Here is a 20719-nt window from a genome sequence, read left to right as displayed (position 1 = left end):
AGACCCGGGTCACCCGGTCAGAGGGTCGCGAGCCAGTTGCGCAGCAGCTGCGCACCGGCGTCACCGGACTTCTCCGGGTGGAACTGGGTCGCCCAGAGCGGGCCGTTCTCCACCGCCGCGACGAAGTCCTCGCCGTGGTTGGCCCAGGTGACCTTCGGCTCGCGGCCGGGCAGGCCCGACTCCAGCTCCCACGTGCGGGCGGCGTAGGAGTGCACGAAGTAGAAGCGCTCCTCGGGGTCGAGGCCCGCGAACAGCTGCGAGTCCGCCGGTGCGCGCACGGTGTTCCAGCCCATGTGCGGCAGCACGTCGGCCTTCAGCCGGTCGACCGTGCCGGGCCACTCCCCCGTGCCCTCGGTCTCCTCGCCGTGTTCGACGCCGCGCTCGAAGAGGATCTGCATGCCGACGCAGATGCCCAGCACGGGACGGCCGCCGGCGAGGCGCTTGCCGATGATCCGCTGCCCCTTGACCGACAGCAGGCCGGCCATGCAGGCGGAGTAGGCGCCGACGCCGGGCACGACCAGGCCGTCGGCTTCGACGGCGGCGTGCGGGTCGGCGGTGACCTCGACTTCGGCCCCGGCGCGCGCCACAGCGCGTTCGGCGGAGCGGAGGTTGCCGGAACCGTAGTCGAGAATCACCACACGAGACACGCCACACAGCGTAGCCGGAGGACTCAGCGGCGCTCGAACGAATAGACGTCGGTCACCGTGTTGCACGGCGACGGCGGCACGACCTCGACCCGCAGGAACCCCGTCGGCGCGTCGTAGTCGACGCCTTCCGGGGTGAACGTGCCGGTGCAGGTGCTGACCAGCGGCACCTGGCCGAGCTCGCGCACCTTCGCCGTGACGTCGTGGCCGTTCAGCGGCCGGGCCAGGTCGACCTGCAGCAGCTGCAGGTTCGTCGGGTACAGGTCGTTGTTCGGGTCCGACGTCGCGCAGACCAGCCGCGTCGCGCTGACGAAGTCGCAGCCCTGGGCGCTGCGGATGGGGTGGTCGAGGTGGATGCGGGCGGCGATCGGCAGGTCACCGGCGACGCGCGGGGCGCGCGGGTTGAGGAACGGCGTCGGCGAGACGTAGAGCCGGTCGATCTCGCCGAGCGGGCCGGACACCAGCCACTGGCCGTCGGGAGTGGCCGCGACCTGGGCGTTCGCGTTGACGGCCGGCTCGTCGGCCTGCAGCGGGTGGACGAACTCCGTCGTCGTCCCGTCCGGCTTGGTGACCAGGTACATCTTCTTCGCCGGCGTCGGGGTGACGGTGTCCTGGTAGACGTCGAAGACGTAGCCGCGCAGGGAGTCGGGGTCGCCGACGTGGCCCCAGCCCTCGTCCTTGAGCGGCTGCGGGATGGTCGCGCCGTTGCGGTAGACGGTCTCGGGGGCCTGCCCGGGCAGGCGGAGCGTGGTGATGCCCTCGCCGCTCACGCGGTTCTCGGCGGTGGTGTGGCCGACCTGGTGCCACGGGTTGCCCTGGGCGGCGGCGATGCCGGTGCCGGTGCCGCCGAGCAGGGCCGTGGTGGTCAGGGCGAGCAGACTTGCCGTCCGCAGTGCGCGCATGTGCGCTCCTCAGAAGTCGAGACCACGGCGGCGGCAGCGCGATTCTGCCATGGGTGGGCGACGCGCCGGAAGAATCTTGAAGACAACCGTTTCGGCGTCCCGCTCGCTGGGTATGTAGTCACCCGATCGCGTGAGGGGCTCTTCGCGCGCGCCCGGACGCCAGGAGGCGGAGATGGCCGAGAACGATGTGCTGTCCCAGATGCTCGACGCCTGGCGCGACGACGTCGAGAGCGTCCCGTTCCCGCAGTTCAGCGAGCTGCTGATCCCCCGTCAGCAGATCCGGCCCCTGGCCGAGCGGCGCTGTACCGCGCGTCCTTCTGTCGCCCGCGTGACGAACGCCACGCAGGGGACAGACGCCTGACTGTGGTTTCCTGCGGGGACCGCACCGACGCGTCCCCTTGGAGCCCTCATGAGCCGCACTCCGGATCCGCACGACTTCCTGGACCTCGACGCCGGGCTCGCCGAGGAGGAACGCGCCATCCGCGACGCCGTCCGCGCGTACGCGAAGGACAACCTGCTGGACCGCGTCGCCGGCTGGTACGAGACGGGCGCGCTGCCCGCGTCGGAGCTGGCGAAGGAGTTCGGCTCGCTCGGCCTGCTGGGCATGCACCTGGAGGGGTACGGCTGCGCCGGCACCAGCGCCGTCGCCTACGGCATCGCGTGCCGTGAGCTGGAAGCCGTCGACTCGGGCCTGCGGAGCTTCGTGTCGGTGCAGGGCTCGCTGGCGATGTACGCGATCCACAAGTGGGGCAGCGAGGAGCAGCGGCAGGAGTGGCTGCCGCGGATGGCGACCGGCGACGCGCTGGGCTGCTTCGGCCTGACCGAGCCGGACGCGGGCAGCGACCCGGGCGCGATGCGCACGCGCGCGATGCGCGACGGGTCCGACTGGGTGCTGTCGGGCACGAAGATGTGGATCACCAACGGAACCGTCGCCGACGTCGCGGTCGTCTGGGCCCAGACCGACGACGGCATCCGCGGCTTCGTCGTCCCGACGTCGACGCCGGGCTTCACGGCGAACGAGGTCAAGCACAAGCTGTCGCTGCGGGCATCCCTGACGGCGGAGCTGGTCCTCGACGGCGTCCGGCTCCCCTCGTCGGCGATGTTCCCCGAGGTCAAGGGCCTGCGCGGGCCGCTGTCCTGCCTGAACGAGGCCCGCTACGGGATCTTGTTCGGCGTCGTCGGCGCGGCGCGCGCGTGCTACGAATCGGCGTTGGAGTACACGCTGTCGCGGGAGCAGTTCGGGAAGCCGCTGGCGGGTTTTCAGCTGACCCAGCGCAAGCTGGCCGACCTGCTCGTCGAGGTCAACCGCGCCGGCCTGGTGGCGATGCAGATCGGGCGGCTCAAGGACAGCGGGCAGCTGCACCACAACCACGTCAGCTTCGGCAAGATGGCCAACGTCCGGTCGGCGATCGAGGTGGCCCGCACGGCCCGGACGATGCTGGGCGCGAACGGGATTTCGCTGGAGTACCCGGTGATGCGGCACATGGCGAACCTCGAGACGGTGCTGACGTACGAGGGCACCGAGGAGATGCACGCGCTGTCCCTCGGCCAGGCGGTCACGGGGCTGGCGGCGTTCCGCTGATCCTTTTTTGTCGGTGGTGCCGGGTAGCTTTCGCCTCGTGACTTTCACCGAGTACGAAACGGTCCTGGAGCTGCGGCGCTACACGCTGCACCCAGGGCGTCGCGACGAGCTGATCGAGCTGTTCGAGCGCGAGTTCGTCGAGCCCCAGGAAGCCGCCGGCGCGCACCTGTTCGGCCTGTTCCGCGTGCCGTCTTCCCCGGACGAGTTCTGGTGGCTGCGCGGATTCCGGTCGATGGAGGCCCGGAAGGAGGCACTGGAGGCCTTCTACTTCGGCCCGGAGTGGAAGGCCCACCGGGAGGAAGCGAACGAGACGATGATCGACTCGGACAACGTCCTGCTGCTGCGCCCGGTCCAACGTGGCCTGACGTCACCACCATCGGGCTCGGAGCTGTACCTGTCCCTTGCGGCGCCGCCTACCGCTTTTGCCATTTTCGAGACGGAGCCATCCCCGAACACCTTCCCCCAGCTGCCGGTCCGCGAAGACGGCCCATTTTCGGTGTCGTTCAGCCGCTCTGCTTCGCCTTCGGGGGTGTTGCTGGAGCCGACGACGCGGTCACTGCTCCGGTGAGAGCAGCTCGGTGAGCCCTCGCGGGTAGAGGATCTTGCCGCCGTCACGGAAGTCGACGAACGGAACCCAGCGCGCGGTGGCGGGGTCGTCGAGGATCTCCATCTCGTCACGCTCGTAGAGGCTTGAGTCGGCGAACCCGGCGTCGAACATGAAGGCGATCTCGTGCCCTTGACGCCCTCGCCAGGTGTAGACGTTCTCGAGCACGCCGATCCGCTCACCGACGGTCACCTCCGCGGCAAGCTCTTCGACGAACTCGCGTTTCAGAGCGTCCCGGCTGGCCTCACCGAACTCGATCCCGCCTCCGAGCGGCCGGTAGAAAGTCTCACCTTTGAGGTCGTCCCGCCCTTCGAAGACGAGCAGCGCGTTTCCTCGCCAGATGACCCCGAGCGCAATCGGCCGAATCGTGGACCCCATGGCGGCCACGTTATTCCCTCCGGAGGACCCAGCCCAGCCACGCCACACCGGATACGGCGAACACGGCAGCCACCCCGTACGCCCATCCGGACCCGAACACCCCTGCCACCGCGATCGCGGCGATCACGGCCGGTGGCACGGCCCACGGCGAAACCGTCATCCCGCCTGCCTCACCTTGTCGACTGAGCCAGCATGCTGACCTAACATGGTCGGATCCTGGAGGGCGGGGTGAGGCGATGCGCGGACTTCGGCTCCTCCTCGCCATCGCACTGTTCGCCGCGTTCGGTTACGGCAAGGGCCCGCTTCCGCCACCAGGTGAGGCCGAAGACAAGACCAGCAGTGGCAAGTGTCCACGCTGCGGTGGCACCCTCCGGCGGCGTGAAGACAAATCCTACTGCCGCAAGTGTGCGAGGGTGATCTACAAGTCCTCGGGCGGAGATTGAGATGGCAGCACCCTCGTTGCCCGACGCCGCAGTGGGTCTCGGCTCTCGCATCGGCCGCTACTTCAGCGTCGTCAGTGTCCTGCCCGCCCTGTTTCTGGTCGTCTGGACCGCCGCGCTGGTCACCAGCAATGCCTGGCAAGGCCGGCCTGATCTGGGTTTGATGGCGCGCAGACTCGGCGGCCTGAATCTCGGTGGCGCCGCCTGGCTCATCCTGATCACGATACTCGTGGCGTTGTTCCTGCACCCGTTGCAGTTGGGGATGACCCGCCTGCTGGAAGGGTACTGGGGAAGCTCCCGGCTGGCCACGGTCCTGCTTCGCCTGCGCATCACTCGGTATCGCAGGCGGCTGGAACGACTCGAGGATCGCAGTGATGCGCTCGAGGAACGACGCGATCAGGAGCTCGACCGGTTACGAATCGCAGCCTACGAAGCCGCTTTGGCCGAAGGTGAGGACGACGAACCGGATCCAGCCAAACTGACCGGAAGCAAGCTCGACGACTCCCGTGAGGCTATGCTCGAGACCGCGGAAGCCGAAGGACTGAGCGGTATCCACGCGGCGCGCGCAGCGATTCCGCGGGCCAGATCACGCTACCCGGTCGTATCACGGATGATGCCGACCCGACTCGGCAACGCCTTGCGCTCAGCCGAAGACAAGGTCGGGAAGCAGTACCGGCTCGAGGTCATCAAGACAGCACCCCACATCGCCCTGATCGCGCCGGAGAGTCACCTCAACTATGTCGACGACGCGCGACAGCAACTCGACACGTCGGCACGACTGTGCGTCGTCGCTTTGGTGGTCACCGCCGAAACGGTGGCTTTTCTCCTGACTGGCGGATGGTGGCTGCTTCTTGCCTTGGGGCCGTATTTCCTCGCCTACATCGCATATCGAGCGTCGGTGGCCGCGGCCGAGCAGTACATGGGAATCATCGGTACCGTACTCGACCTGAACAGGTTCAAGCTCTACGAGAGCCTGCACGTGAACCTTCCCAGAAACAGTTATGAAGAACGCAGCAGCAACCTTCGGCTGATGGAGTTGCTCAACGGCTCGACCGAGGTGAGCGTGTTGTACAAACACCCAGCCGCGGGCAACCCCGGCACCGGCGCCACTCCGTCTACTCCCCCAGGAACTCCCTGATCGACAGCCCCAGCGACCCCGCGTCCAGCCCGTGGGCCAGGTCGTGGTCCGCGATCTCCCCGTACGTCCGCACCTCCGCGTCCCGTCGCACCCCCAGCGACCGCAGCCGGTGCGGCACGTCCGACAGCGCCTCCGAAACCCAATGCGCCGACGTCCCCGCCAAGTACGGCTCCACCATCACGACGGAAGCCGAAGCAGCGAGCACCGCCGACCGCAAGCCCGCCGCGTCGAAAGGGCGGATCGTCGACGCGTACAGCACCGTCACGTCCAAGCCGGAAGTGGCCCGCAGCACCCGATCCAGCACCGGCCCGACCGCCACCACGACACCGCGAGAGCCCGATCGCAGCCGCGTGAACCCGACTCCCAGGTGCGGCGACGCGTTCTCCTGAGCCGAAAGGCGCAAGTAGACGCGGCCGTCTCCCGGGATCGACTCCAGCAAGAGCCGGCGTGCCTCCGAAGGGTGGCCTGGGACGTGCACCGTCCAGCCCGGCAGAGCATCGATCAGCGCCACGTCCCCCGGCGCCTGGTGCGTGCGGCCCGCCGTCGGCATGTCGTACGACGCGCCGTACGACACCAGTACCCCGCCCAGCTCCTGGTGCGAGAAGTCCAGCTTGATCTGCTCGAACCCGCGCTCCACCAGGAACGACGAGAACGTGTGCACGATCGGCCGCAGCCCCGCCAGCGCCAGGCCCGCGCCCGTGCTGACCAGCAGCTGCTCGCGGATCCCGACGTTGATCACCCGGCCCGGGTGCCGTCGCGCGGCGCCGGCCAGCTGCGCCGCCGAGATGTCCGCCAGGACGATCGCGACGTCCGGGTCGGCGTCGAGGATCTGCTCGGTCGTCGTCAGGAACGTTTCGCGCATGGGTTCAGCCCTTCGGTTCGACGACGGCGACGACCGCGAGCGGCCGGCCCGGGTGCGGGGTGGCGAACGCGTCGTACAGCGCGTCGTGGTCGCGGCCGGGCACCGTGCGCGTCTCCCAGCCTTCGACGTCGAACCGGCGCGCGATGCCGCCCGGCCAGCCGCGCGTCGACGACTGGTTGTCGATCACCACCGTCGTGAGGTTCTCGAGCGCGAAGCGCGCGGCGACGACGATCGCCTCGTGGTTCGAGCCCTCGTCCAGTTCGGCGTCGCCGATGAGCGTCACCACCTTGGGTGACAACAGGCCGCGGGCGCGCAGGCCCAGCGCCGTGCCGAGCGCGATCGGGAGGCCGTGGCCCAGCGAGCCGCTGGAGATCTCGACGCCCGGGATCCGCCGCCGGTCCGGGTGGCGGCCGAGGCGCGACACCGGGTCGGACCACGTCGGCAGCTCCGCCTCGTCCAGGAAGCCCTTCGCGGTCAGCACGGCGTAGTACGCCATCGGCCCGTGCCCCTTCGACAGCAGGAACCGGTCGCGGTCCGGCTCGCGGAAGTTCCCGTTCGTGATGTCGAGCACGCGGTCGTAGAGCACCCACAGGACGTCCACTGTGGACTCCGCGGCGGCTTGGTGCTTGTCGTCGCCCGTCATCAGCGAGATGAGTCGGGGCAGCTCGGCGTAACCCGGTTCGGTCGCAGTGGTCATGCTTCCGACGATGCAACCTCGACTAAACTCGAAGTCAAGGCTAGCCTGAGCCGGTGACGAGGCTCGCCGAACATCTCAGCATCGGGCAAGTGGCAGACCGCAGCGGGGTACCGCACACGGCGCTGCGGTTCTACGAGGAACGAGGGCTGATCAGCTCGGAGCGCTCGGCGGGCAACCAGCGCCGCTACGCGCGTTCGGTGCTGCGGCGGATCGCGTTCATCCGCGCGGCGCAACGGGTCGGCCTCTCCTTGGAAGACATCAGCGCGGCGCTGGCGACCCTGCCCGTCGACCACGCGCCGACGAAGGCCGACTGGGCCCGCCTTTCCCGCGACTGGCAGCACGAGCTCGACGCCCGGATCGACGCCCTGCAACGCCTTCGCGACCGCCTCACCGGCTGCGTCGGCTGCGGCTGCCTATCGCTGCGCAGCTGCGCGCTCTACAACAACGACGACGACCTCGCGCGCTTCGGGCCCGGCGCCAGCAAACTGCGTCCCGCGGTCGAGGGCGGCATCTAAAATCGCTTGCCCACGGCGGGATCCTGGGGAGGCAATGAACGACGAAGAAATGATCCGCATCTCGAAACGGCTGGCGCTGCACCTGCGCCACGACCCCGCCGCGATCGGCCTCACCCTCGGCCCCGGCGGCTGGGTGGCGGTCGACGCGCTCCTGCGCGCGCTGCGCGCCCACGGCTTCACGCTCACCCGCGAGCAGCTCGACGAAGTCGTCGAGACCAACAGCAAACGCCGGTACGCCTTCGACGACACCGGCACCATGATCCGCGCGAGCCAGGGCCACAGCGTGGACGTCGACCTCGGCCTGGCGGACACGCCGCCGCCGGCCGTCCTCTACCACGGCACGGTGGCGAAGTTCCTCGACGCGATCCTGCGCGACGGCCTGCGCCCGATGAACCGCCACGCCGTCCACCTGTCGGCGACGATCGACACGGCCCGGACGGTCGCCGCCCGCCGCGGCAAGCCGGTCATCCTCCGGGTGGACGCCGCCGCGATGGCGGCCGCGGGCCGCACCTTCCAGGTGAGCGCGAACAGCGTGTGGCTGACCGCCGTGGTGCCGCCGGAACACCTCCACCGCCTGGCCTGACACGGCCGACACGCGCACCTGAGCGGACGACACGTGTACCGGGATGGACGACTCGCGTACCCGGAGGGTCGGCTCGCGTACCCAGAGGGTCGGCTCACGTACCGGGACAGTCGGCTCGCGTGCCCAGAGGACTCGGCTCGCGTACCTGGAGGGTCGGCTCGCGGGATCAGAACCCGAACTCGCGTGATTGAGCGCGCATCTCGCGTGATTGAGCGCGGGACTCGCGTGATTGGGCGCGTATCTCGCATGGCTGAGCGCGGGACTCGCGTGATTGAGCGCGGGACTCGCGTGATTAGGCGCGTATCTCGCGTGACTGGAGGGGTATCTCGCGTGGTTGGGGGGTCGACTCGCGAGGCGGGGGGGGGCTCGCGGGTTAGAGGGTTGAGATCGGGAGGTGGGCTCGGCGGCGGGGGCGGCCCAGGAGGCGGCGGCCGACGTCGAGGAGTTCCGTGCGGAGTTCTTCGTCGTCCAGGCCGGCCAGGTCCGGGGAGCCACCGGCCATCGCGATGCCCGTCAGGGCCACCATCGCGTTGACGCGGGCCGCCGTGTCCGGGTCCGGGCCCGACAGGATGCCGAGCAGCGCCTGGCCGAAGCCCTCCATGCCGCCGTGGGCCGACTTCTCGATCGCGCGGATGAGGCCCGGGTCGCTCGAGAACAGCGCCACCAGCGTGCGGTGCCGGACCACCAGGTCGACGAACCCCTCCAGCAGCAGGTCCACCTGCGCACCGCGGCGCTTCTGCGCGGCCGCGCGCAGGACCAGCTCGTCCAGGTCGCGGATACCGGGCTCGGCGACGGCCTCGGTGAGCTCCGCCTTCGTCTTGAAGTGGTAGTAGACCGCGGCCTTCGTGATGCCGAGCGCGTCGGCGATCATCTGCAGCGACGTGCCTTCGACCCCGTGTTCGGTGAACAGCCGCAGCGCGGTGTGCAGCAGTCGGGTCCGGGTGTCCTCGGCCGGGCCGGCGGTCATTCTTCCTCCTCAGCGAGTCGTCGGAGCGTACGTCAAGCCCCTCTTCACGGGCAAACCCGCTTACTTGCCGATCGGCAAGCGAACTCCTTGCTGTTCGACAAGTCACATACTTGCCGATCGGCTTGGACGCCTCCTTGCCGATCGGCTAGCTTGGAAAGTAATCAGATGGAGTGAACCGACCCCGTTCGGGCGAAACGGAGCTGACTCGTGGCGACCTTCCTATACCGGCTGGGCCGGTTGTCGTTCCGGCGGCGCGCGCTGGTCGCGGCCGTCTGGGCGGCCGTACTCGTGGCCCTCGGACTGGGCGCGCTGACGCTGTCGGGCCAGCTGTCCAACTCGGTGACCATCCCCGGCACCGAGTCGCAGCGGGCGATCGACCAGCTCACCGAGAAGTTCCCGCAGGCCAACGCCGGGGGCGCCACCGCGCGCGTCGTGATCGAGGCCCCGGCCGGGACCACCGTGGCCGACGCCCGGGGCAAGGCCACCGTCGAGGCGCTCGTCGGGCAGCTGAAGACCGCGCCGAAGGTGTCGAGCGTCGTCGACCCGTTCCAGGCCCAGTCGATCTCGCCCGACAAGCGCGTCGCCCTCGCGCAGGTCAGCTACGGCGCGAAGGCCTACGAGCTCACCGACGAGGACCGCCAGGCGCTGCTGAACACCGCGAACGCCGCCCGCGCGGCCGGGTTCACCGTCGAGCTCGGCGGCGACGCGGTGCAGGGCATCCCCGAAACCGGCGCGACCGAAGGCCTGGGCGTCGCGGTCGCGGCCGTCGTGTTGATCATCACCTTCGGCTCGCTGATCGCCGCCGGGATCCCGCTGCTCACCGCGCTGATCGGCGTCGGCACCGGGATGGGCGGCATCTTCCTCGCCTCCGGCTTCCTCGAGCTGAACTCGAACACGCCGATCCTGGCGCTGATGATCGGGCTCGCCGTCGGCATCGACTACGCGTTGTTCATCGTGTCGCGCTACCGGCACGAGCTCAAGCTCGGCCGCAGTCCCGAGGAAGCCGCGGGCCGCGCGACCGGCACCGCCGGGTCCGCCGTCGTCTTCGCCGGTCTCACCGTGATCATCGCGCTGGCCGGGCTGACCGTCATCGGCATCCCGTTCCTCGGCCAGATGGGCGTGGCCGCCGCGGTCACCGTCGCGGTCGCCGTCGTCATCGCACTGACGCTGCTGCCCGCCATCCTCGGCTTCGCCGGGAAGCGGGTCGCCGGCGAGCGGATCCGCCTGCGCCGCAAGCCGGTCGAGACGACGCACGGCGAGCGCTGGGCGCGGTTCGTCGCCCGCCACCGCTGGCCGGTGCTGCTCGTCGCGCTGGCCGGGATGGCCGTCGTCGCGCTGCCCGCGCTCGGCATGCAGCTCGGCCTGCCCAACGACAGCACCGCCGCGCCGGAGTCCACGCAACACAAGGCGTACGAGATCGTCAGCCGCAGCTTCGGCGAAGGCGCGAACGGGCCGCTGCTGGTCGTCGTCGACGTCGGCTCGAGCACCAACCGCCAGGCCGCGCTCGGCCAGGCCGCGGCCGACATCCAGAAGCTGCCCGACGTCGCCGCCGTCACCCCGCCGAAGGTCAACCAGAACGGTGACACGGCGTTGCTCTCGGTGATCCCCAAGAGCGGGCCGAGCAGCACCCAGACCGAAGACCTCGTCGCGGCGATCCGCACCGAATCCGGGACGCTGCAGGAGGCGACCGGCGCGAAGCTGGCCGTCACCGGGCAGACGGCGGCGAACATCGACGTCTCGGAGAAGCTGTCCGACGCGATGCTGCCCTACCTCGCCCTGATCGTCGGGCTGGCGTTCATCCTGCTGATGCTGGTGTTCCGCTCGGTCGTGGTGCCGCTGAAGGCGACGATCGGCTTCCTCGGCTCGGTCGCCGCGACGTTCGGCGCCGTGGTCGCGGTGTTCCAGTGGGGCTGGCTGACGGACCTGCTCGGCGTCGAGTCGACCGGGCCGATCATGAGCATGCTGCCGATCCTGCTCATCGGTGTCCTCTTCGGACTCGCGATGGACTACCAGGTGTTCCTGGTGACGCGGATGCGCGAGGAGCACGTCCACGGCGCCGAACCCCAGGAGGCCATGGTCACCGGCTTCCGGCACGGCGCCCGCGTGGTCGTCGCGGCGGCGCTGATCATGATCAGCGTGTTCGCCGGGTTCATCCTGGCCGAGTCGACGCTGATCCAGTCGATCGGCTTCGCGCTGGCGTTCGGCGTGCTGGTGGACGCGTTCGTGGTCCGGATGACGCTGGTGCCGGCCGTGATGTCGCTGCTCGGCCGCGGTGCCTGGTGGCTGCCGAAGTGGCTCGACCGGATCCTGCCGGACGTCGACGTCGAGGGCGAGAAGCTCACGAAGCACCTGGACGACGCCCCCGGCGACGACCCGCGCGAACTGGTCGGCGCGAGCCGCTAGCCGCAAAGTCCGTGAAGGCCTCCTTACCGGCCATAAGAGCCGGTAAGGAGGCCTTCACGGCTTTACGGGGTCAGCTGGCGAACCAGAAGATGGCGCCGCCGATGGCCAGTACGGCCGCGATGCCCAGGACAACCGCCATGAACTTGGCCGTCTTCCAGGCCGAATAGACGCCGCCCACCAGGAAACCACCCAGGGCCAGCAGCAGGACGCCCACTACTTCCTTGCTCACGCTGGTTAGGGTGCCACATGCCGTTCGACGTGATCGTGCTGGGCAGTGCCAGCCCCTACCCGCGCCCCGGCGAGCCGTGCTCGGGGTACCTCGTGCGCAGCGCGGGCGCCACGCTCTGGCTGGACGCCGGGCCCGGCACCCTGGCCGCGCTGCAGGAGCACACCACCCTCACCGACATCGACGCGATCTGGATCTCGCACCTGCACGCGGACCACGTCGCCGACCTGCTGCCGGCGGTGTACGCGCTGCTGTTCGCCGACCTCCGCCCGGCGCGGCCGGTCCCGCTGTACGGCCCGCCGGGCATCGCGGCCCGGCTCGGCGCGTTCCTGACGAACACCGCGGCGGCGCCGATCGGCGAGGCGTTCGAGGTGCACGAACTGCACGACGGTCACTTCGCCGAGGCCGGCGGGCTGACACTGGCGACCACCGCGGTGGACCACGGCTTCCCGGCGTTCGGCGTCCGCGTGACCGACGGCGACCGGGTGCTGGCGTACTCCGGTGACACCGGCCCGTGCGCCGCGCTCACCGAACTGGCCAACGGCGCCGACCTGTTCCTCTGCGAGGCGGACGGGCCGGAGCCGTCGACGGTGCACCTGACGCCGGAGGACGCCGCCCGGGCCGCGCACGGCTCCGGGCGGCTCGCGCTGACCCACCTCGGGCCGTTCCTCGGCGCCGCCGACGCCGTCGAGCGCGCCTCGGCCGTCCACCCGGGACCGGTCGAGGTCGCGACCCCCGGCGCGGTGTTCGCGGTCTAGAGCACGCCCTTCGTGGAGGGGATGCCGCCCGCGCGGGGGTCCGGTTCCGTTGCCGCGCGCAGGGCACGGGCCACCGCCTTGTACTCCGCCTCCGCGATGTGGTGCGGGTCGCGGCCGTGGATGACGCGGACGTGCAGCGCTATCTGGGCGTGGAACGCCAGCGAGTCGAACACGTGGCGGGTCAGCACGAACGGGTAGTTGCCGCCGATCGTGAAGGTGGTGAACTGCTCCGGCTCGCCCACGTGCACGCAGTACGGCCGGCCCGAGACGTCGATCGTCGCGTGGGCCAGGGTTTCGTCCATCGGGATCCAGGCGTCGCCGAAGCGGCGGATGCCGCTCTTGTCGCCCAGGGCCTGGCGGATCGCCTGGCCGAGCACGATCGCCGTGTCCTCGACCGTGTGGTGCGCGTCGATGTGGACGTCGCCCGTCGCCTCGACCTTGAGGTCCAGCGAGCCGTGCACGCCGAACGCCGTCAGCATGTGGTCGTAGAACGGGACGCCGGTCGAGATCTCCACCTCGCCCGTGCCGTCGAGGTCCAGCTGCACGGAGATCGAGGACTCCTTGGTGGTCCGCTCGACCTTGCCGATGCGCGTCATCGTGATACTTCCTTACTCGCCTCGAGGAAGGCGTCGTTCTCCTCCGGGGTGCCGATGCTGACGCGCAGGTGCCCGGGGATGCCCGGGTCCCGGATCAGCACGCCTCTGTCCAAATAGGACTTCCAGGCCACCGAAGGCGCAGCGAACCGTCCGAAGAGGACGAAGTTCGAGTCGCTCGGCACCGGGTCGAATCCCAAGCCCGCCAACGCCTCCACGACGCGGTCGCGTTCCGCCGCCAGCTTGTGCACGGTGCCCAGCGTCGCGTCGGCGTGGCGCAGCGCAGCGCGTGCGGCCGCCTGGGTCAGCCGCGAGAGGTGGTACGGCAGGCGCACCAGCAGCAGCGCGTCGACGACCGCGGGGGCCGCCGCCAGGTAACCGAGGCGGCCGCCGGCGAAGGCGAACGCCTTGCTCATCGTGCGCGACACGATCAGCCGCGCCGGGTAGTCGGCCAGCAGTTCGACCGCGCTGGGCTGCGACGAGAACTCCGCGTACGCCTCGTCGACGACGACGATCCCGGTGGCCGCGTCCAGCACCACGCGCAGCTCGTCGAGCGGGATCGAGCCGCCGGTCGGGTTGTTCGGGCTGGTGACGAACACGATGTCCGGCCGCTTCTCAGCGATCACCGACGCCGCCGCGGCCGTGTCGAGCGTGAAGTCGGCGCGGCGCGGCGCCGGGAGCCACTCGGTGCGCGTGCCCGACGCGATGATCGGGTGCATCGAGTACGACGGCTCGAAGCCGAGCGCGCTGCGCCCGGGACCGCCGAAGGCCTGCAGGATCTGCTGCAGCACCTCGTTGGACCCGTTGGCGGCCCAGACGTTCTCCTCGGTGAGCACGACCCGCGTCGACACGCTCAGGTAGTCGGCCAGGTCGTGACGCAGCTCGAGGGCGTCGCGGTCCGGGTAGCGGTGCAGCTCGGCCGCCTCCGCGCGGACGGCCTCGGCGACGTCCGCGACCAGCTCGGGCGGCGGCGGGTACGGGTTCTCGTTGGTGTTGAGCCGGACCGGGACGTCCAGCTGCGGCGCGCCGTAGGGCGACTTGCCGCGCAGGTCGTCGCGCAGCGGCAGCTCGTCCAGCGTGATCTCTTCGCCGATGGTCATCGGGCCTCCCCCGCGAATCGGGCCGTGACGGCTTCGCCGTGCGCCGGCAGGTCCTCGGCGTTCGCCAGCGCGACGACGCGGCCGGCGACCTCGCGCAGGGCGTCCTCGGAGTAGTCCACGACGTGGATGCCCTTGAGGAAGCTCTGCACGGACAGGCCCGAGGAGTGGCGGGCGAACCCGCCGGTGGGCAGCACGTGGTTGGAGCCGGCGCAGTAGTCGCCGAGCGAGACCGGGGCGTACGCGCCGACGAAGATCGCGCCGGCGTTGCGGACGCGGGCGGCGACCTCGCGCGCGTTCGCCGTCTGGATCTCGAGGTGCTCGGCGGCGTAGGCGTCGACCACGGTCAGGCCGTCGTCCACAGTGGACACCAAGATGACACCGGACTGCTTGCCGCCCAACGCTTCGGTGACGCGCTCGGTGTGCTTGGTCGCCGAGACGCGCCCCACCAGCTCCTTGTCGACGGCGTCGGCCAGCTCCTCCGACGTCGTCACCAGGACGCTCGCGGCGAGCGGGTCGTGCTCGGCCTGGCTGATCAGGTCGGCGGCGACGTGCACCGGGTCGGCCGTTTCGTCGGCGAGGATGGCGATCTCGGTCGGGCCGGCTTCGGAGTCGATGCCGATCAGGCCGCGCAGCATCCGCTTCGCCGCGGTCAGGTAGATGTTGCCCGGGCCGGTGACGACGTCGACCGGGGTCAGCTCGGTGCCGTCGGTGTCCGTGCCGCCGTAGGCCAGCAGCGCGACGGCCTGCGCGCCACCGACCGCCCAGACCTCGTCGACGCCGAGCAGCTCGGCCGCGGCGAGGATGGTCGGGTGCGGCAGGCCGGCGAACCCGGCCTGCGGCGGTGAGCAGACGACCAGCGAGCCGACGCCGGCGATCTGCGCCGGGACGACGTTCATCACCACGGTCGACGGGTACACCGCGAGCCCACCCGGCGCGTACAGCCCGACGCGCTCGACCGGGACCCACTTCTCGGTGACCGTGCCGCCGTCGACGACCGTGGTCGTGACGTCGGTGCGGCGCTGCCCCTCGTGCACCTTGCGGGCGCGGGTGATCGACTCCTCCAGCGCGGCGCGCACGGCCGGGTCGAGCTGGGCGAGGGCCTGGGTGAGCCGCTCGCGCGGCACGCGCACGCTCACCGGCCGGACCTTGTCGAACTTCTCGGTGTACTCCAGGACGGCTTCGACACCGCGGTCGCGGACCGCCTCGACCACCGGCCGCACCTGATGCAGCGCCGCGTCCACGTCGTATTCGGCACGCGGGAGGGTGGCGCGCAGTTCGGCGGCGGTCGGGACCTGCCCACGCAGGTCGGTGCGGTTCAGCATGCCCACCAGGGTACGAGGTCACGATCCCGGCCCGTTCGGCGATACTCCCCGGTGACGGCGGATCCCAGCATGCAGGAGGCCACGGTGGCGCGAATCGCGTTGTGCCAGCTCAACTCGGGTGACGACCCGGAAGCGAACCTGAAGCTGGTTCGCTCGGGCGTCGAAGCGGCGGTCGCCGACGGCGCCCGGATCGTCGTGTTCCCGGAGGCGACGATGGCGCGCTTCGGCCGGCCCCTCGACACGGTCGCCGAGCCGCTGGACGGGCCGTGGGCGTCGGCGGTCGCGGCGGTGGCGGCCGAGCACGACGTGGTGGTCGTCGCCGGGATGTTCACCCCGGCGGACCGCCGGGTGCGCAACACGCTGCTGGTCACCGGCGGCGGGCACCACCGCGGCTACGACAAGATCCACCTCTACGACGCGTTCGGCTTCGCCGAGTCCGACACCGTGGCGCCGGGCGCTTCGTTGACGACGTTCGAGTTCGAAGGCGTCGTCTACGGCGTCGCGACGTGCTACGACGTCCGGTTCCCGGAGCTGTTCCGGTCGCTGGCCGACGACGGCGCCGACGTCGTGCTGCTGCCGGCGTCGTGGGGCGCGGGCGAGGGCAAGCGCGAGCAGTGGGAGGTCCTGGTACGGGCCCGCGCGCTGGACTCGGGCTGCTGGGTCCTGGCGTGCGGCCAGGCCGACCCGGCGGCGACGGGCGTCACGGTGAACCCGAAGGCGCCGACGGGCATCGGCCACTCCCTGGCGTCCGACGGCTTCGGCCGGGTGCACGCCGCGGCGGGCCCGGGCGCGGAGACGCTGGTGGTGGACGTCGACCCGGCGATTTCCGCGCGAGCCCGCACGGCGACCGGCGCCCTGGCCAACCGCCGGCTTTGAACCGCAAAGCGGAACTTTCGCTAGGAAAGATACGTCGGAGGCCCCTCCGGACGCATCTTTCCTGGCGAAAGTGACGGCTTAGCGGAGCAGGCCTTCGCGGATCGCCACCCGGACGAAGCCCGCGCGGCGGCGTTCGCCCGTCTTGTCGCGGATGCGGTCCAGGTAGGAGCGGACCGTGCGGACGCTGATGTTGAGGATCTCCGCGACGTCGACGTCCCGCTCGCCCGCCGCCACCAGGCGCAGCACCTGCTTCTCGCGCTCCGACAGCACTATCTTCGGCCCGGCGTGCCGCTCCTCGCTGTCCTGGATGATCATCCCGGCCAGCGTCGGCGACACGTAGGCGTTGTCGTCGGCGATCGTGCGGATGGCGCGCAGCAGCTCGTCGCCGTCGACGTCCTTCGACAGGAAGCCCTTCGCGCCCGCCTGCATCGCGCCCAGCACCTCGGGCTGCTCCGCGTGCGCGGACACCACCAGCACCTTGTGCCCCATGTGCCCCACCTCCAGGACCGCGGCCGCGTCCTGGACGCCACGCAGCTTGAGGTCGAGCACCACGACGCTGCCGGCCGGCTGTTCCTGCACGGCGAAGCGGGCCACCGAGTCGGCGACCGCGCCCAGCTCGATGTCCGGGGCCTCGGTGAGCACGCGGGTCAGCGCGTACCGGTAGAGCGGGTGGTCCTCGATCACGCCGACGCGGATGCGCCGCGGGGCCGGGGTCTGCTCGCCGGAGTCGCTCACTTGCGACCGCCGCGCCGCGGGCCGGACCCGCCGATGAGACCGCGCCGGATGGCTTCCTTGACCAGCCCCGGCCGCCGGCGTTCGCCCGTCTTGTCGCGGATCCGGTCGAGGTAGCCGCGCACCGTCCGGACGCCGATGCCGAGGATCAGGGCGATGTCGACGTCCCGCTCCCCCGCCGCGACCAGCCGCAGCACCTGTTCCTCACGCGGTGACAGCTCGACCTCCGCCGCGGTGACCGGGCGGTCGGCGTTGTCCTTGATGATCATCCCGGCGACCACCGCCGAGACGTACGCGCCGCCGTCGGCGACCGTCTTGATCGCGATCAGCAGCTCGTCGGCGTCGACGTCCTTCGACAGGAAACCGCGCGCGCCGGCCGCGATCGCGCCGAGCACGACGTCCGGTTCCGCCTGGGCGGACACGACGAGCACGTGGTGGCCCAGCTCGCAGACCTCCAGCACGGCCGCCGCGCCCGCGACACCCGGGAGGCCGAGGTCGAGCAGCACCACGCTGCCCGGCGGCTGCCGATGGACGTGGAAGCGCGCGACCGAGTCGACCACCGCGCCGAGCTCGACGAAGTCGGCCTCGGCCAGCACGCGCTCCACGGAAACGCGGTACAGCGGGTGGTCCTCGACGACCGCGACCCGGATCTTGCCCATCGCGGCCAGTGCGTCTTCGGTCGAGCGCTCTTCTGTCATGTGCACGACTTTCACCCCGTTCCACCCGACGGGGCCGGCCGGCCGGCGGTGACCGGATCCAGCGCGGGGCCCGTCGGCACCAATGCGAGCAAACTACCTGCGATCGACTGGCGGGCCACTCCTCCGTACCCCAGCGAGGCCAGCGCCTGTGTGTTCACCACCGGATACTTCAAGCCCGTGTCGGTCACCAAGTACGTCGTCGCCGAACCCGCTTCGACGACCACCGCACCTCCCGACGGCGGCACGAACACCTCGTCCGCCACCCGTGCTTCGGAGCGGGTCGCGACCTGGATGGCCCGGGATCCGGCGGGCAGCGGAAGTTCGGCCGAAACGAGCAACCGGTTCCCCTGACTGCACAGCGTCACCGAGTTCCCGGTGATCGGCGCCTTGCCGGGGATGCGGTCCGGGAAGGCGGCCGGGTCGGCGCCACCGGCGCGGGGCGCGGCGAGCTTCGGCGCCCCGGCGACGTCGGCGGCGCGCACCTGGACCGGCGCCGGCGTGCCGGCGTAGGCCGCCGCGTTGGCCTCGGTCGTCACCAGCAGGCTCGCCTCGGTCTGCCCGACCGGCTCGAGCCCGTCCGCGCGGACCAGGTAGTACGACGTCGCGGTGCCGGGCGCGGCCATCGCGTCGACCACGGAAAGCACTTCGCCGACGCGCGTGTCGCGGCCGCCCACGACAGGCCCGCGGCCGCCGGCGCCGTCGACCGGCAGCGCGGTGAGGTCCCGCCCGGAGGCGACGGTGTCGATCCAGCGGGCGGACACCGCGATCGTCGGGTAGCTGTCGAACTGCAGCGCGGTCGCGGCCTCGTCGCCGAGCTTGTAGCGGCGGCCGCCGGCGAGCAGGAACCTCTCGCCCTGCGGCAGCCGGACGATGACGCCCTGGTCACGCGGCAGTTCGACGCCGGACGCGGGCGCGGCGAGCAGGACGGCGGTGCGCGGCTCGGCCGACGCGGGCGCGTCCTGGGTGGTCCGGCTGCAGCTCGTCCAGGGCGCGGTGACCAGCGCCGGCGCCGCGGGCAGCGAGTCGGGGGCGCCGGCGATGCCGATCTGGGCGCCGCGCCCGGCCTTGCCGAGGTTCTCCGAGGACACCGAAACGGTCGCGTCGCCGTTGCCGCCGGCCAGCAGCCGGGCGGAGGCGTAGTTGAGGACCGGGTGCAGCACGCCGTCGGCGCCGAGGACGAACCGCGCGCCGGTGCCCTCTTCGACGATCACCTTGCCGCCGGCCAGCCAGTCCTTGCCGCCGGAGGGGTTCAGCAGGCCGATGATGCCGAAGACGGCGGTCACGAGCAGGGCGGCGACGAGGCCCAGGACGGTGCCGAGCACGAGGCGGCGGCTGGGCGAGACGGGGTGGTTGGCGTCGGCGGCGACGAGCGCGGAGACCAGCCTGCGGCGGAGGAACTGGTACGCCTGGATCTGGTCCCGCTGCGTCCACACGCTGCTGCGCCCCCGGTGTGTGCGTACCGACCCTCCGAGCGGTTGATGCTAAGCACCCGATCCGGGCACGGCGAGGGTAATTTTTACGCCCACGCCGTATCTGGGGAGGTACTAGCGTCCCGGACCGGGGAAAGGGGAACCTGTGTCCGTCGGAACCGCTGAATCCGCCGTCCGCCCGGCGCCGCCGCGACCCGCTCGCGCGCCGCTGCCCTGGCTGCTGCCGATCCGGCCGCTGCAGGCCGCGGTGTGGGAGGTCGCGGCCATCGCCGCGCTGCTCGCGTGGACCGTCGGCGGCCTCGCGCAGCCCGTCCGGATCGGCGTCAGCGCCGCCGCCGGGCTGGTGGTGCTGCTGACGTCGGTGCGGTTCGCCGGCCGGCACCCGGCCGGCTGGACGCTGACGTGGATCGCCTACCGCTTGCGACGGCACGACACCCGCCACGACAGCCCGGACCCTCTGATGCGCGTGGCCGGACCGGTGAAGGTGCGCCAGCACGTCGACCGCGCGGGCAACCGCTTCGGCGTCGCCGAGGTCGACGGCGGGTGGAGCGCGCTGGTGCGCCTCACGCCCGGGTCGGGCTCGCCCTCGTCCGCGGCGCTGGTGGACATCCTGCGCGCGGCCTACCGCCGCACCGACGTCCCGCTGGCGTCGGCGCAGCTGCTGACGTGGGCGGTCCCGCGCGGCGACCAGGTGCTGCGCGTGCGCTGGCTGGCCGTGCGCTACCGCCCGGACCTCGCGCCGATCGCGGCGCTGGCCCGCGGCGGCGGCGACCTCGGCGCGTTGCGCAGCACGGCGTCGGCGGCGCTGAGCCTGATGGGCGAGCTGGCCGAGGCCGGCTACCCGAGCACGGTGCTGGAGGCGGGCGAGCTGGGCCAGGAGCTGCGGGTGGCGCTGGGCGTCCAGGGGCCGTCCGCCGCGCAGGCCGACCACTGGCGAGCGTGGACGTGGGGCGAAGCGAGCCAGATGTGCTTCATGCCGCGTTCGGTGCGGACGCTGGACGTCTCGGTCCCGGAGGCGGCCTTCACGGCGACGTCGTACACGCTGCGCCGCACGGCGGCGGGCAAGGAACACGAGGAGCTGACGATCCGGGTGGGCGGCCGTCCCGGCAAGCCGGTGCCGTCGCCGGGCCACTCGGCCGTCCCGCTGCACGGCCGGCACGGCGCCGGAGTCCGCCGGACGCTCCCGCTGGCGCTGGACTCCTGAAAAGCCGTGAATGCCACATTGAGGGACACTTAGTCCCTCAATGTGGCATTCACGGCTTTGGGCCA

General features: G+C 71.2%; 23 protein-coding genes. 10 read left to right on the top strand and 13 right to left on the bottom strand.

Annotated features, from left to right (window positions below):
- Nucleotides 1-17: 17 nt before the first annotated feature.
- Both hisH and MUY22_RS24310 read right to left on the bottom strand, forming a co-directional pair.
- Complete coding sequence (hisH, locus tag MUY22_RS24315) at nucleotides 18-638, bottom strand: imidazole glycerol phosphate synthase subunit HisH (protein ID WP_247064093.1); 621 nt, start codon at nucleotides 636-638, stop codon at nucleotides 18-20.
- A gap of 32 nt (nucleotides 639-670) precedes the next feature.
- The gene (locus tag MUY22_RS24310; RefSeq protein WP_247062857.1) at nucleotides 671-1546 is read right to left on the bottom strand and encodes a hypothetical protein; all 876 of its coding nucleotides are present in this window, start codon (nucleotides 1544-1546) and stop codon (nucleotides 671-673) included.
- 172 nt (nucleotides 1547-1718) lie between these two features.
- On the opposite strand from MUY22_RS24310, the gene MUY22_RS24305 reads away from it, so the two are divergent.
- From MUY22_RS24305 to MUY22_RS24295, 3 genes are read left to right on the top strand one after another with little or no spacing between them, the layout of a single operon-like run.
- Nucleotides 1719-1907 (top strand): hypothetical protein, encoded by a 189-nt coding sequence (locus tag MUY22_RS24305; RefSeq protein WP_247062856.1) that lies wholly within the window; start codon nucleotides 1719-1721, stop codon nucleotides 1905-1907.
- Between the two features lie 48 nt (nucleotides 1908-1955).
- Complete coding sequence (locus MUY22_RS24300) at nucleotides 1956-3128, top strand: acyl-CoA dehydrogenase family protein (protein ID WP_247062855.1); 1173 nt, start codon at nucleotides 1956-1958, stop codon at nucleotides 3126-3128.
- Nucleotides 3129-3165: 37 nt separating this feature from the next.
- Nucleotides 3166-3696, top strand: coding sequence for an NIPSNAP family protein (locus MUY22_RS24295; protein ID WP_247062854.1), 531 nt, complete (start codon nucleotides 3166-3168; stop codon nucleotides 3694-3696).
- Here the strand turns inward: MUY22_RS24295 and MUY22_RS24290 are convergent.
- On the bottom strand, nucleotides 3682-4110 hold the full coding sequence (locus MUY22_RS24290) for an NUDIX hydrolase (protein ID WP_247064091.1): 429 nt from the start codon (nucleotides 4108-4110) through the stop codon (nucleotides 3682-3684). The genes MUY22_RS24295 and MUY22_RS24290 overlap by 15 nt on opposite strands.
- Before the next feature lie 444 nt (nucleotides 4111-4554).
- Here MUY22_RS24290 and MUY22_RS24285 point away from each other — a divergent pair, with 444 nt between their 5' ends.
- Nucleotides 4555-5688 carry a hypothetical protein gene (locus tag MUY22_RS24285; RefSeq protein WP_247062846.1) on the top strand — a complete coding sequence of 378 codons (1134 nt, stop codon included), beginning with the start codon at nucleotides 4555-4557 and terminating at the stop codon, nucleotides 5686-5688.
- On the opposite strand, the gene MUY22_RS24280 is transcribed toward MUY22_RS24285, so the two are convergent.
- Nucleotides 5666-6550: a transketolase family protein gene (locus MUY22_RS24280; protein ID WP_247062844.1), complete on the bottom strand. Its 885-nt coding sequence runs from the start codon at nucleotides 6548-6550 to the stop codon at nucleotides 5666-5668. The genes MUY22_RS24285 and MUY22_RS24280 overlap by 23 nt on opposite strands.
- 4 nt (nucleotides 6551-6554) lie before the next feature.
- Nucleotides 6555-7247, bottom strand: coding sequence for a thiamine pyrophosphate-dependent enzyme (locus MUY22_RS24275; protein ID WP_247062843.1), 693 nt, complete (start codon nucleotides 7245-7247; stop codon nucleotides 6555-6557).
- A gap of 53 nt (nucleotides 7248-7300) precedes the next feature.
- Here MUY22_RS24275 and soxR point away from each other — a divergent pair, with 53 nt between their 5' ends.
- Nucleotides 7301-7762, top strand: coding sequence for a redox-sensitive transcriptional activator SoxR (gene soxR / locus MUY22_RS24270; RefSeq protein WP_247062842.1), 462 nt, complete (start codon nucleotides 7301-7303; stop codon nucleotides 7760-7762).
- Between the two features lie 34 nt (nucleotides 7763-7796).
- Nucleotides 7797-8345, top strand: coding sequence for an RNA 2'-phosphotransferase (locus tag MUY22_RS24265; protein WP_247062841.1), 549 nt, complete (start codon nucleotides 7797-7799; stop codon nucleotides 8343-8345).
- 373 nt (nucleotides 8346-8718) lie between these two features.
- Here the strand turns inward: MUY22_RS24265 and MUY22_RS24260 are convergent, their stop codons facing one another.
- The gene (locus MUY22_RS24260) at nucleotides 8719-9312 is read right to left on the bottom strand and encodes a TetR/AcrR family transcriptional regulator (protein WP_247062840.1); all 594 of its coding nucleotides are present in this window, start codon (nucleotides 9310-9312) and stop codon (nucleotides 8719-8721) included.
- Nucleotides 9313-9519: 207 nt separating this feature from the next.
- Here MUY22_RS24260 and MUY22_RS24255 point away from each other — a divergent pair, with 207 nt between their 5' ends.
- On the top strand, nucleotides 9520-11715 hold the full coding sequence (locus MUY22_RS24255) for an MMPL family transporter (protein ID WP_247062839.1): 2196 nt from the start codon (nucleotides 9520-9522) through the stop codon (nucleotides 11713-11715).
- Nucleotides 11716-11785: 70 nt separating this feature from the next.
- Here MUY22_RS24255 and MUY22_RS24250 read toward each other — a convergent pair whose 3' ends face one another.
- Nucleotides 11786-11944 (bottom strand): hypothetical protein, encoded by a 159-nt coding sequence (locus tag MUY22_RS24250; protein ID WP_247062838.1) that lies wholly within the window; start codon nucleotides 11942-11944, stop codon nucleotides 11786-11788.
- Between the two features lie 17 nt (nucleotides 11945-11961).
- On the opposite strand from MUY22_RS24250, the gene MUY22_RS24245 reads away from it, so the two are divergent.
- The gene (locus tag MUY22_RS24245; RefSeq protein WP_247062837.1) at nucleotides 11962-12699 is read left to right on the top strand and encodes an MBL fold metallo-hydrolase; all 738 of its coding nucleotides are present in this window, start codon (nucleotides 11962-11964) and stop codon (nucleotides 12697-12699) included.
- On the opposite strand, the gene hisB is transcribed toward MUY22_RS24245, so the two are convergent.
- The 3 genes from hisB to hisD are packed head-to-tail and all read right to left on the bottom strand — an operon-like array spanning nucleotide 12696 to nucleotide 15714.
- Entirely contained in the window at nucleotides 12696-13295 is a 600-nt protein-coding gene (hisB, locus tag MUY22_RS24240) for an imidazoleglycerol-phosphate dehydratase HisB (RefSeq protein WP_247062835.1), read from the bottom strand. The two genes, MUY22_RS24245 and hisB, sit on opposite strands and share 4 nt — an antisense overlap.
- Nucleotides 13292-14392 carry a histidinol-phosphate transaminase gene (locus MUY22_RS24235; protein ID WP_247062833.1) on the bottom strand — a complete coding sequence of 367 codons (1101 nt, stop codon included), beginning with the start codon at nucleotides 14390-14392 and terminating at the stop codon, nucleotides 13292-13294. Before MUY22_RS24235 ends, hisB begins: the two co-directional genes overlap by 4 nt.
- A complete protein-coding gene (gene hisD / locus MUY22_RS24230; RefSeq protein ID WP_247062831.1) occupies nucleotides 14389-15714 on the bottom strand; it encodes a histidinol dehydrogenase in 1326 nt (441 codons plus the stop codon). Before hisD ends, MUY22_RS24235 begins: the two co-directional genes overlap by 4 nt.
- Nucleotides 15715-15798: 84 nt before the next feature.
- Here hisD and MUY22_RS24225 point away from each other — a divergent pair, with 84 nt between their 5' ends.
- Nucleotides 15799-16590, top strand: coding sequence for a carbon-nitrogen hydrolase family protein (locus MUY22_RS24225; protein ID WP_247064089.1), 792 nt, complete (start codon nucleotides 15799-15801; stop codon nucleotides 16588-16590).
- A 78-nt stretch (nucleotides 16591-16668) separates the two neighbouring features.
- Here the strand turns inward: MUY22_RS24225 and MUY22_RS24220 are convergent, their stop codons facing one another.
- From MUY22_RS24220 to eccB, 3 genes are read right to left on the bottom strand one after another with little or no spacing between them, the layout of a single operon-like run.
- A complete protein-coding gene (locus MUY22_RS24220; protein WP_247062829.1) occupies nucleotides 16669-17325 on the bottom strand; it encodes a response regulator transcription factor in 657 nt (218 codons plus the stop codon).
- The gene (locus tag MUY22_RS24215; protein WP_247062827.1) at nucleotides 17322-18020 is read right to left on the bottom strand and encodes a response regulator transcription factor; all 699 of its coding nucleotides are present in this window, start codon (nucleotides 18018-18020) and stop codon (nucleotides 17322-17324) included. Before MUY22_RS24215 ends, MUY22_RS24220 begins: the two co-directional genes overlap by 4 nt.
- Before the next feature lie 11 nt (nucleotides 18021-18031).
- Nucleotides 18032-19453 carry a type VII secretion protein EccB gene (gene eccB, locus MUY22_RS24210; protein WP_247062825.1) on the bottom strand — a complete coding sequence of 474 codons (1422 nt, stop codon included), beginning with the start codon at nucleotides 19451-19453 and terminating at the stop codon, nucleotides 18032-18034.
- Nucleotides 19454-19595: 142 nt separating this feature from the next.
- Here eccB and MUY22_RS24205 point away from each other — a divergent pair, with 142 nt between their 5' ends.
- A complete protein-coding gene (locus MUY22_RS24205) occupies nucleotides 19596-20654 on the top strand; it encodes a type VII secretion protein EccE (RefSeq protein WP_247062823.1) in 1059 nt (352 codons plus the stop codon).
- Nucleotides 20655-20719 lie beyond the last annotated feature (65 nt).

This window comes from Amycolatopsis sp. WQ 127309, from assembly GCF_023023025.1.
GTDB lineage: Bacteria > Actinomycetota > Actinomycetes > Mycobacteriales > Pseudonocardiaceae > Amycolatopsis.
Note: the sequence above shows the minus strand (reverse complement) of the source record. Positions and strands in the feature narration are given on the sequence as shown.